The following is an 11,851-nucleotide window of genomic DNA, read 5'->3' as shown; positions in this document are numbered from 1 at the left end:
GTAAGTTATTGATATTTTTCGCTAAATCATTAGATTCTCGTTTGGAAATTAAATAGATGAAAATGTATTCCTTAAACCTGAAAAAGAGTAGAGAAGCACACAAATTGTATGCTTCTCATAAGAATATATTCAAGTTTACTGATATTTAAGAGGTTGTTAATACCATTTACTATCTATTTAAGATAGAAGGCAATTCCCTCGTATACATAACCATGAGCCCCATTTTTTAGTTCATTAAAGTTATTGGTATATAAGTGGTCGTTCAATGCTTTGTTGTAATAAACATGAATAGCAATACCACTAGGAAACGTAGACCCAAGAATAGCTTCGTACCTCCATTGGCCATCACTCCTAGGATTGTTGATACTGGAATTGTCAGGAATTTTGGAAACCGTAATACCATTAACTACGCCTGTTATAAAATATTCCAATTTTCCTTGTCGATCATAATATCTATCGTAGGTGTTTCTTAAAATTTCAACATGGTTAAAAAGTGATACGGCACCTAAAGGTAATACTCTATCAAAATTCCTATAATTATACCATCTTAGTAACATATAAGGACTTCCGTCGTGCCAATAATTATCTAAAAAACCAAGAATTCCTTCGTAACTATAACCAGCATTTATGCCTTCCGTATAGGTAGTGGTATAAAAATGATCTGAATTTTTATAAAATCTAAATAGAGGAATTCTCGTTGTAGGGACGGGGGGGGTAGAATTTCCATTACCTTCAGAAGGATCCATTTTGTTCGTATTAAAGTATTTTAGAGAAAGATGTTTGTTTAATTTTTCATCGAATTTACTTCCCTTTTTTAGTTGTTTATTTTTTAGGGAAAAATTCTTTACTTCAATATCTAAATTTTTTAATCTACTTATAGATTTTTCTTTGACGGAAATATTTCCTTCTATTTTTAAATCTTTGTCATTAGAACAGGATAGTAATAAAATCCCGAAAATTGGAAGTAAAATAATTTCTTTTAAGTTTTTCATAATTTTTGCTTTTAAATTTAAGTAAAAATATAAATACAATTTGATTGACCTAGTTAACGTGTTGATTTTATGGTTTATTTAACTTGTTTTTTATAGCCAACTCACATAGAATTAAGATGGTTTCGAGGTGGGGGATTCCATAATTTGCTAGGAGCGAAGAGTATCAAATTTATAATAGTTTTAATAAAAAAGCGCGAACATAAGTTTTGTGCTTTTCTGTTTATGTAACCTTGATCGTTAAGCTCAAAAATGGAGTGGTAATTCTGGAGTGGATTCAATTTTAACAGATGATCAAGGTTTTGGGTTGCATCAAAGGTGAAATTGTAAAATAAATTAGGCATGAAGGAAATTTGAGTATTGTTTTGTGTTAGGGGTTAATTACGTATCTTAAAGGAGGTCGTTTATGGTTCTATTTAGCATAAAATTTGTTATTAAACATTTTCTAATTCTAATATGTTCGGTCTAGTGGTAGGAGGTTAAAGTCAAGAATAGATGAAATTTTTATTAACCTGTGAATTTATTATGAAAATTTTCGAAACTATTTTTGATTTCCCGTAAAGGGAGACGTTTTTGTAATTAGTATAAAGTAAGTCAGTGGCTTACTTGTAAAAAAAAATTATTACTGAACCCAACACATTGAGTAAAATATTTGCCTCTCATCACAAGTTAGAGTCTTTAATTAGTAAGACGGGAGGTAAAAAGGAAGCTATATTAGAAACATTAAAAAAAGTAAATGAGCTAGGTCTAGTGGGAGCTCTACAAGTTGGTAGGGGGAAAACTTTTACTGTAATTGTAAAAGGTGAAACATTAAGGGTTAATATGTATAAGCATATTAATGGAATTGTGCAAATATCGGATATGTGGAAACCATAATTAAAAATTAAGATGAATTATCTAAATACAAAAGAATCTATAAAAAAAATAATAAAAGAAAGAATAGTTACGAACCTTACTATTCAAGGTGAATCAATGGTTTTTCCGGATAAAACTCAAAAATCCATATTCAAAAAGTCAAAAATATCCAAAGATGTATTGCTTGAAAGTATTGATTTTGATTGTGAGGTAATTGCAGGAACTATTAATTTTGATTATAATATTACTTTTAAAAATTGTACGTTTAATAATCCAGTGATATTTCATGGAACAAACTTTGAGAAAAGAGTCTCTTTTGAGTATTGTAACTTTAAAGATATTGTAGACTTTTCTTCTACATATTTTTTAGATGAAGTGAACTTTAGGTGTTGTACATTTATTGATACTCTATCATTCGAGTCAGCTCAGTTTAATTCTATATTTAATTTTGAACAAAACTTACTGAAGAAAGGGACTAATTTACTTGCTAATAGGGACCAGCCTAATCGAGCTCTATTTAATAAACCCTATAATATTTTGGATAATAAGGGTTTATTAGATTTAAACTGTCATATTTAGATTCAAGGAATTTAGGTTTTTTGTTGTTAGCAAGAATTAAATGATCGAATACTATTACCATATTATTCATAAAAGAGCACGAACATAAGTTTGTGCTTTTTTGCTTATGTAACTTTGATCGTTAAGCTCAAAAATGGAGTGGTAATTCTGGAATGGATTAAATTTTAACATTTGACTCGGGGTTTTGGCTACATCAAAGTTAAAATGTTAAAATATCTTCGCGACATGAAGGAAATTAAAGTGGTGATTGCAGAGGATCATGATTTATTATCAGAGTCATATAGAATGTTTCTTGAAGGCGATGGTCTGCGTGTTGTTGGTGTCGTAAAAAACGGTATTGAGTTGCTTAAATGGTTACCTAAAAGCGATGTTGATGTAATTGTATTGGATATTAAAATGCCAATAATGTCGGCTCGTTCTTCCTTTATTAACGTGGCGAAACAGCTAGAGATTCCATTTTTATGTTTGCAAGAATTTGAAGGCACTCAACACGCTCAACAACGGATATTTATATGGACGTATTCCCGCAGGAAAAAATAGATGAATACCATAGAAAGGTTGTTGATAGTGTGTTTCTTTTAGAAGAGAGGGAAGAGTGTAAAAATGAGGCTTAAAAAAGTTTAATTTTCATTGAGTTCAATTTTATTGATATAGAAAGACTTCATCGTATTTCTATATGTGATTTTTACTGTCCTAAGATTAGGGGAATGATCAATTCGAATTGGTTATTAAGTAGCACCTTAATTTTTAAGATATTATTAGGGAAAAAATAGTTTTTATTTAAGATTAGTGTTGGTGATAGCTGAATAATTTTGCTCTCGAATAAATTTACACATTATGCAAAATACAATTACTTTAATTTTTATTCTTTTATTAAAGATCGGGTATTCTCAAAATTCAATTATCAATGGGGTCCTTTTAGATAAAAATACAAATGAATCCCTTTCTTATGTAAATATTGGGGTTTTAAAAAAAGGAATCGGAACTGTATCTAAATCTAATGGGAGTTTTTCACTAAATATAAAGCATATTCAGGAAACTGATACAGTGAAATTTAGTGCTTTGGGTTATAAGCCTTTGATTTTTAGTGTTAAAAATTTGGTAGAAAAACTCAATAATAATCCAAATTTGAAAATGGAGGAGAATATTGAAGTTTTAGATGAAGTAATCATTGTTTCTAAAAAGGAGTGGAAAGAAAAAACATTAGGAAGTGAGACCAAATCAACTTCGATGACAATGGGGTTTTCTTCCAATCTTGGAAGCGAACTAGGAAGAAGAATAAATATCTCTAGGAAGCACACACATATTTTGAAATTTAAGGCGAATGTTGCATTGAATACATATAAATCTATTAAGTTAAGACTTAATTTTTATACAATTAAAAACGGTCTTCCAAATGAGAAAATAAATAGAGAAAATATTTATGTTAATTTTTTTGATAAAAGTGGTTCTCTTACAGTGGATTTGGAAAAATATAAACTTGTTGTAAGTGATGATATTATTGTTACGCTTGAATGGGTTGATAATTATGGAGATGGGCAGTTTAGGATTTCTAGTCGATTAGGTACATCAGGTATAAAGCAAAAAGATGCAAGTTTAGATAGTTGGAGAACACTTCCTTTTACTTTGGGGTATAATATTTTGGTGAGATACTAAGTAAAATAACATATTATAATAACGTTTAAAATTAGTTTTGGTTCGAAGCCTACTTAAGTACATTATAGTGGGTTTTCTATTCGGTTCGAATTCGTTAGTTTAGATGTTCGTATGACGTTATGAAATCAAATACAAGAAATAATTTCACTGTATAAGTTCTTCAATAGTGTCTAGGAAGTTTATGGAAGCCCTAATTAGACGCGAGAGAAGTGTATCAAATTTATAATAGTTTTAATAAAAAAGCGCAAACTTATGTTCGCGCTTTTCTGTTTATTTAACTTTGATTGTTCTCCAAAATAAGGATGGTAATTCTGGAATGGATTAAACTTTAACATATGACTCAGGGTTTTGGCTACATCAAAGTATCCGTACAGGTAAGTACATCTTGTAAGATTTGATGAATTTTAAAAGAATGTGCCACAACGACCTGCTAAACGCAGTTACGTTCTGGGTTTAAAATTGTTATGTAACCAAGTTACGATATAAAATTTTAAAGACAAATAGAACGTGACCAAATTGCCTGTTTAGTACATGTTGGATGGAGTTTTGCTCGATGCCAGTCTTTGGCTGTGTCATTGGTTAATAGCCCTTGTGCAATTTGGTTTAGCAGGTCGTTGGATTGGATTTCCAAAGGGACGAGAGTGCGAAGCACGTAGTAACTTTGGTCAGCCAAAGGCTGAATTCAATCCAACGTTTAGTATATGGCAAGTAGGGTAGTAGAAGTGATAAGCTTTCAAGTTTGCACACCGCCAAAACGTTGTATCTTGTTTTTAACTTATTCATTCTTAAAAGCCAAATCAACGATTTGGCGGTGTTTGTTAATAACACCGAACTTTCGTAAACCACTGAACACCCTATTTGCTATATACCGTGTTACCCAACGTTCCAATATAAAACCGAGATTCGCTGAATACTGAATGGTTAATTATTATATGTTATATTCATTAATATCTGGAGAGCCATAAAATTGACCTCCACCGGTTCCTTGCATGCTTATGTTTCCAATAAACGAAGTGTTTTGATTACGAGTCCCAATCAAGCAAAAACTAAAATCTCTAAATCCCCTCACGTTATTGTTTGTGACTAATAACATGTTTGAATCAGCAGTTATAATTCCATTACCTTTAGAGTTTGTATCATTATTAATAATTGAGTTCCCTATTATAGTTGAATCTGTACATGCGGTTAGTGTAATTCCGTTGCCAGGTATAGAGGGTGTGACCCAAGCGCTTTTTAATAGAGTACAGTTGTTCACTTTTAATGCACTAACCTCTTTAGCGTTAATCCCGAATTCAGCAAAATCGATATGTCCATTTGTAACTTCAACAACAAAATTACTGGTTGCATTAATTCCTACCCAAACACCAACAAATTCAAAATTTGAAATATAGTGACCTTCGCTACTTTCACAAGATATTCCTTGACCTGTAAAGTTTATATAAGTATTGGAGACAAAGGTTCTTGTTAATCCACCGTGTGCTGTTCCTTCAAAAAGAATGCCCTTGTATTGTTTTGTCTCAGCGCTGTGAGTTTTCAAACGACCTTCAGAACCAAAAATTTCAACATTATTAATGTTTGCCCCCCATCCATTGATTGAATGTATTCCTGTTTTCCACATTGAATAATTATCTGTTCTCAAGTAAGTGGAATTTCCCGCGATTTGTACATTTTGAATATTATAACGTTGATATGCAATCAATAAAGGGTTAAATTTAAGTGTAATTGCAGTATGGGTTTGTTGTGGCGTTGGAGCTTGAGTTGTTATAAGGGAAATATGCTCCATTGAAAAAGTATTTAATTCATAATCAATTTTAGAAACTGTTTCTTCAAAAAAGATGCCTCCATCAAGTTTAATCCATTTTAAAAAGGTCATTGATTTACCATCTCCTGTGATACGAATAGATACATTTTGAATTTTTAGCTGTTTTGACAAGATGTATGTACCTTTAGGAAAATATAACAAGCCTCCCTTGTTTTCTTCAAGTTTTTCAATAGCATTTTGAACACTTGTTGTGTCATCAGTTGTTCCATTGCCTTGGGCTCCGAAGTCTTTTACGTTAATCATAATTCTTAGATGTCTTTATTTCTTTTGATTTCTAATTCATGTTGGGTAACGGTCTCGTATAGCCGGCAGTTACGGGTTTATATGCGTTAATTTTCGGTTTAGTACAGGCTTTAGCAATTCCAAGTTGATTCGGACGTAGTCGAATCCGCCGTAATTTCGTTTATACATTGTTGTGTGTAGTTTTTATATTTCATACCATTTCGAATAATGACTTTTTCCGTGCGTATCTCTTACAACTGCCTTAATCTTTGAAATTCCTTTTTCCTTTAAGTCCTCAATAACATCATTTGTAACTTCATATTCGAATTTTTCTCCAGAGTCCAAAGCTATTGGGTATTTTACCACATTGGCAAAACTTAAAAAGTTAAAATATTTTTGATCACCAACTTTTTTATTGCTCATAAATATTGGCTGTTCTATCATTCGTTTTGGCTTACCAATGTTAATGATTGTAGTTGTTAAATATATTTGAGATTCTCCAAATTTTAAATTATTAGAAACAGATATTTTTGTGTTTTGTCTAATTTTTATATTCAATTTACTTTTTCGGTCAGAGTAAAATTCATACAAACGCCAAACGAATACTACTGTTGAAATAACAGCAGCATAAATTGAAACAATCAGTTTGTAATCCATTATTGTGTATAATTATTATGCCATTCAGTAAATGCAGCGATGTCATCAGTATTTATTGGGTTACCAGGTTTGTTTACGGGAAAAGCTACTGTTATAACTCCACCATTTAAATTCACAAGATAGCTTCGGTTTTCAAAATCATCGTGCCTAAAATCTGTAGAGCCGTCGTGCATAACTATATTTTCAGGTTTTTTGGAATAACCTAATCGATATAAATCCTTGGTAGTTATCATAGTTTTATAAATTTTAATTCTATTTTTTAGAAATGTTATTTGGTTTTTCAGTTGTAATTACACACAACGGACTTGTGTATGAAACGTAGCGTTTAAAAAGACGCTAACTTTTCGGGTTAACACAGAGCCGAATTTTTATATTTTGTTTTTAATTTCTCTCTTTTTAAAAGCCAAATTAAAAATTTGGCGGACATTCTAATGTACATAAACCTTTCGGTTAAGCACTTATTAGCTATGTTTTATACACCTTGTTGTGCATAGTAATTTTTTACTTACTATACTTAAACATCAAACCTAATGGTGATTTTTTAAGTTGTTCTTTTTCTCGTTCTGTTTGCTTTATATTTTCAACTGTTTTTGGTAAATCTTTAAGCTTTGGTGCATCTAATACTTGGCTAAGTACAGCAGATGGTAAACCAAAAATCATATTTCCTGTACAAGCAGAAGCAATCTCAACAGAACCCATAACTAACCAAGAACCAAAATCTTTTCCCGCTATTTTCCACTTCTTATTTGTTAGTTTTTTTATGTTTTCCTGATGTTGATTAAAAGCAAAATTCAAGTTGTTAAACACTTTATGAGATGTACTTGTAAAATCAAATTGATTGGCGTTTACTAATTCATCAATTCCTTTTAGTAATATTTCTCTAATTTCATTAATTGCACCATTTTTTCGTAATTCTATTAGACCTTTGGGTGGTATTTTTCCAATCCATTGTAGTTTAGAATTATCAAGACCATTTAAGCCTTTTACGATATGAAGTTTAGTGTAATCTTTTTCAGGATAGGTTCTTTCAGAATCATATTCTAATTTCCATTTAAAATATTCCCACGAGGTTGGTGCATCAATGAGAGGTATTCCGCCAACTTTTGAGGATTTCATTAAGAGTTCATTGCATACACTCATTCTTCCAAATCCCATCATTGAAACTATAATTCCAGGATTATTAGTTCTAAGGGCTTTGGATGAATCACTTTCGGTTTGATGTTTTATTTGTAGTTCTAAAGAATCTTTAAATTCTGTGTCAAATAATACACGTTTTGGGTCTTTTATTTCCTTAGTGACTTTTTCAATGGTGTCTAAACTTTTTCCGAATTCGATAAGTTCTTCCATACTTTTGAATTCTCTACCGAAAACTTTTTGAGCATGATAAAGTGCGTCTTTCTTGCCAAGTTTTGAGATGTTTTCATAGGCGAATTCATCCATCATTTCCTTATCTGGAAGTATTGCAACTATTGGTTTATCAAGTTCATTTAATGCAAGTTCTTTATATTGTAAAATATTTAAAGCGTGTTTTATAAGATAATAAACTCTTTGTTGTTTATCCCAAACTTCAAACATATGCCTTGACCTTATAAATGGGCAAGGAAGAATTATTGTATCTGTATAAATTCCACATTTTGAGGCTATGTTTTCATCATTAGATGGAAATAAATCTCCTCCAAATACAGCTTTAATTGAATTATAATCGTCTTCGAGATGCAAATAACCTGACTCTGCAACTAACTCCCAAAACTTTTCAAGGTCTTCTAATATTGGTTTTATAACTTCATCTAAATGGTCTATTGATTGTTTCCCATATGCTATCACATTTGCGACTTGATGTGGTGAAACATTTTTTTCAATCATAATTTTATAAAAATGATTGAAATTACCTTCCATTCTATTAAAGTAACCTTCTTGAATTTGTTGAAGAGAAATTGCACTTTTCATTTTTTGCCTATGGTCCATATATTCAGCCATAAGAGCCATTGACCTAATTCTGCCGTCGACAGTATCTAAGTCAGGTTCACCGTTTTTATCTAAACGAACCTTTAGTAAGCTTTTTTCGAAATCATCGGCGAGATGCTCCGAAATATGAATGTTCCCATTTTCAAGCTGTTCTTTTAAAATCAGAACTCTTCGCTTAACTCTTTCTTCGTACTCTTTTTCTTCTATAGATTTCATTCATTAATTACATTGGTTTCGGTTGAGTGGTATTATTATGCACAACTTATTTATATACGCATAAAATACGTCGTTATACAGCTTGTTTAGTTTGTAATCGATGTATTTGTATATCGTTATATTTAATTAGTTCGTAAATATAAAGATGAAAGAGTTATGAGAATTACGGAAAACCGTAATCAAAAAAGGGAAAAACTATAGTTTTTACTTGATACAATCTAATTTATCAATAAAGAAAGTATCCCAGGTAACCATCTTTACATCATGATAGTATTTTGTACCACTAAACCTAATGCTTTTGATCGGAGATTTTTTTAATTTAGATATATCAGAGTTTGTGAGTTTTGCTACAATTGAGAAATCTCCGCAGTCTGTATCTCCAAAGTGATAGAATGACACTATTTGGTTGTTCTTTAATTTAACTTTTACAAAAGATCTTCTATTCCTATATGATACAGCACATCCTAAATCTTGGTTTAAGTGAAACCAAATGAACTTAGAGTTATCAATTTTTCTCAATTCGATTCTAACCTCACCATAAGCAGAAGTACTGAAATCGTCGAGGTTATAAGTGTCAGTATATTTATTATAAACCCCTGTGAATTCATCTCTTTCATTCTTATAATAATGACACTCATTAATTATAGATTTTTTTCTTAAAGCTTCAGCTTCCATTTTTTCAATTCTACTAATACTATCCAGTCTGGACTTTTCTTTTTTAGTGTATTCTTGAATCAAGTTCGCATCTTTTATATACTCCATTGTTATCCTTGAAAGTAAATTGAAGTAATATAACGAATCATTGATGAAAGTTTTGTGGTAATCATATACGATCAATCCATTACCATATTTATCAAATCTATGCATTCCATAAAACTTTATAGTGTCATTTTTTTTAATAAACTTAACTGCTTTTTCAGACCTTAAGTCTGTGAATAATTTTATTTTACCGTCGTAAGGAGGTGTGTAAACAGTTTGAATGTAGTAAGATTTTTTTAGTGTATCGTACTTTTTATCTTGAGATAAAGAAACAATTGAGGTAAGTGTTAAACAAAATAGAAGTAAGGTCTTTTTCATGATGAAAAGGTGAGTTTTTAGTTAACCTACTAATTTATTTTGAAAATTTTGGAGCTATTTATGGTTTCCCGTAAAGTTGGTGAATATTTTTTTTTGGTCTCAAAACCGTTCAATTTTTTTGTGAAAATGTTGTGATTTTTTTGGGGTGAGTAGTTAGTTTTGTGGTGGTGTTTGTTTCTGGTTTATGTGTTGTTTTTGTGTGTTTTATGTGTTGATTTTTCTGGTTTATTATAGGCCGTTTGTATCAAATAAATTAAACTTTAATATTTGACTCAGGGTTTTGGCTACATTAAAGTTAAAATATCTTCGCACCATGGAGGAAATTAAAGTGGTGGTTGCATATGCCTTTCAAGATTAATTACAAAGTGAGTTTTTCGTGTTTTAGTATATTTTTAGTGTGTAATATGATTATTACCGTTTCATTGCAATGTGCTAGCTGAATTTTGGGTTGTAGTATTTTTGTTTATCCTACTTTGGTGAGTTTTTCTCTAATTGGAATTTGAATATTCAATACAGTACCTTTATTTAATTCTGAACTTATTTTGAAATTACCATTTAACCTTTTTACTCTTGATTGAATATTCTTAAGACCAATTCCTTTTTTACTCTTAGAGGTGTCAAAACCGTAACCATCATCTTCGATTTTAATAAGAACACCTTTATTCTCTCTATTAAGGAAAAGATTGACATTTTTGGCTCTAGCATGTTTAATAGTGTTTTGTAAAGACTCTTGTATTATGCGATATAGATTTACTTTGTCGATTTCATTAACAATATTCCAGTCGATACTTTTATCCGAATGAATGGAGTAACTAAAACCATGCAATTTACTTCGATCAATAAATAATTGCTTTACAATCTGTAGAAAACCAATATCTAACCCATTCAGATTAGTATTTAATTTGTGTGATACCTCCCTGATCTCTTTTTCAATTTCTTGTAGTTCATCTAAAAAGCTTTGATACTTTTCTTTACTTTCACTTTTAGATAAATCTAAAAACCCAAGCCCCATACGTGTTCCGAATAACTTGCCTAAAACCCCATCGTGCAATTCTTCTGAAATTCTTTGTCTTTCCTCAGCTCTTTGTTCTTCTTGTTTGATTAATACTTCTTTTTCTAGTAATTCAATAGTGTTTTGAGCTTCTTTGTTGTTTACTTCTAGTTTTTGAATGGTTGTCTTTTTATACTTTGTAATAAAGTATACTCCTAATGAGACCAAAATTGCTGAAAACAAGGTCATGAAAACATAAGTAGTTTTACTTAAGTCTTGAAAACTCTGGAAAATCCAATAAAAATAATTAAAGCAAACTGAAATAATAAATGTATGGATAATTTTTACTCCTGCATTCGTTGGTTCTTTTAGAAATGACGTAACAAGATTATATAAAGCGTATATAAAAATGCATAACATTAATCCAAACCTTTCCACAAAGTATCTTGCGGACTTAAAACCAAATAATTTTTCTTCTTTTTTAATATTTAAGTAATTGTCCCAAAGAGAATTAGTGATTTTGTTTTGTAGTTGAAATTCATTGTACAATGCAGTGTCTTTTGACTTATCTATAATTTTCAAGATAATTCTAGATCTTTCTTTTTTAGCTTTTTTATGATCATTTTTGGCTACAGTGAATCGCTCACTCGATTCTGGAAAGAACTGGTGTGTATAAAATGAAGTCGCGCATAAAACAACAATTACATATATAATATATTTTTTACATATCATTACTATATTCATCTTTGACCCCTTCTTTGAGATAGGGGGTTCCTCATTTATAGATTGATTGTCTTTAATATTATTGAATATTTGCATCTG

At 30.6% G+C, this 11,851-nt stretch carries 12 protein-coding genes; 5 read left to right on the top strand and 7 right to left on the bottom strand.

All coding sequences use genetic code 11. The features are described from left to right. Nucleotides 1-173: 173 nt before the first annotated feature. Entirely contained in the window at nucleotides 174-992 is an 819-nt protein-coding gene (locus ACKTS5_RS12770) for a hypothetical protein (protein ID WP_408044265.1), read from the bottom strand. Between the two features lie 636 nt (nucleotides 993-1,628). Here ACKTS5_RS12770 and ACKTS5_RS12765 point away from each other — a divergent pair. The 5 genes from ACKTS5_RS12765 to ACKTS5_RS12745 all read left to right on the top strand — a co-directional run bounded on the left by ACKTS5_RS12765 (nucleotide 1,629) and on the right by ACKTS5_RS12745 (nucleotide 4,796). Then, the gene (locus ACKTS5_RS12765; protein ID WP_408044264.1) at nucleotides 1,629-1,865 is read left to right on the top strand and encodes a hypothetical protein; all 237 of its coding nucleotides are present in this window, start codon (nucleotides 1,629-1,631) and stop codon (nucleotides 1,863-1,865) included. Between the two features lie 12 nt (nucleotides 1,866-1,877). Further along, nucleotides 1,878-2,423 (top strand): pentapeptide repeat-containing protein, encoded by a 546-nt coding sequence (locus tag ACKTS5_RS12760; protein WP_408044263.1) that lies wholly within the window; start codon nucleotides 1,878-1,880, stop codon nucleotides 2,421-2,423. Nucleotides 2,424-2,648: 225 nt separating this feature from the next. Next, a complete protein-coding gene (locus ACKTS5_RS12755; protein WP_408044262.1) occupies nucleotides 2,649-2,963 on the top strand; it encodes a response regulator transcription factor in 315 nt (104 codons plus the stop codon). A 297-nt stretch (nucleotides 2,964-3,260) separates the two neighbouring features. Continuing rightward, a complete protein-coding gene (locus tag ACKTS5_RS12750) occupies nucleotides 3,261-4,079 on the top strand; it encodes a carboxypeptidase-like regulatory domain-containing protein (RefSeq protein WP_408044261.1) in 819 nt (272 codons plus the stop codon). Between the two features lie 531 nt (nucleotides 4,080-4,610). Continuing rightward, nucleotides 4,611-4,796: a hypothetical protein gene (locus tag ACKTS5_RS12745; protein WP_408044260.1), complete on the top strand. Its 186-nt coding sequence runs from the start codon at nucleotides 4,611-4,613 to the stop codon at nucleotides 4,794-4,796. Between the two features lie 211 nt (nucleotides 4,797-5,007). Here ACKTS5_RS12745 and ACKTS5_RS12740 read toward each other — a convergent pair whose 3' ends face one another. The 6 genes from ACKTS5_RS12740 to ACKTS5_RS12715 all read right to left on the bottom strand — a co-directional run bounded on the left by ACKTS5_RS12740 (nucleotide 5,008) and on the right by ACKTS5_RS12715 (nucleotide 11,773). Then, entirely contained in the window at nucleotides 5,008-6,144 is a 1,137-nt protein-coding gene (locus tag ACKTS5_RS12740; protein WP_408044259.1) for a right-handed parallel beta-helix repeat-containing protein, read from the bottom strand. A 183-nt stretch (nucleotides 6,145-6,327) separates the two neighbouring features. Further along, nucleotides 6,328-6,780, bottom strand: a complete 453-nt coding sequence (locus ACKTS5_RS12735; RefSeq protein WP_408044258.1) for a hypothetical protein — start codon at nucleotides 6,778-6,780, stop codon at nucleotides 6,328-6,330. Further along, nucleotides 6,780-7,013 (bottom strand): hypothetical protein, encoded by a 234-nt coding sequence (locus ACKTS5_RS12730; protein WP_408044257.1) that lies wholly within the window; start codon nucleotides 7,011-7,013, stop codon nucleotides 6,780-6,782. The genes ACKTS5_RS12735 and ACKTS5_RS12730 overlap by 1 nt, the downstream gene beginning before the upstream one ends. Nucleotides 7,014-7,281: 268 nt before the next feature. Continuing rightward, a complete protein-coding gene (locus ACKTS5_RS12725; protein WP_408044256.1) occupies nucleotides 7,282-8,961 on the bottom strand; it encodes a hypothetical protein in 1,680 nt (559 codons plus the stop codon). Between the two features lie 204 nt (nucleotides 8,962-9,165). Continuing rightward, nucleotides 9,166-10,038, bottom strand: coding sequence for a hypothetical protein (locus ACKTS5_RS12720; RefSeq protein ID WP_408044255.1), 873 nt, complete (start codon nucleotides 10,036-10,038; stop codon nucleotides 9,166-9,168). A gap of 463 nt (nucleotides 10,039-10,501) precedes the next feature. After that, a complete protein-coding gene (locus ACKTS5_RS12715; protein WP_408044254.1) occupies nucleotides 10,502-11,773 on the bottom strand; it encodes a sensor histidine kinase in 1,272 nt (423 codons plus the stop codon). Nucleotides 11,774-11,851 lie beyond the last annotated feature (78 nt).

It is taken from the genome of Tenacibaculum litopenaei, assembly GCF_964514025.1.
Taxonomy (GTDB): domain Bacteria; phylum Bacteroidota; class Bacteroidia; order Flavobacteriales; family Flavobacteriaceae; genus Polaribacter; species Polaribacter litopenaei.
The sequence above is the reverse complement of the archived record's forward strand: the minus strand, read 5'-3'. Positions and strand labels throughout refer to the sequence as shown.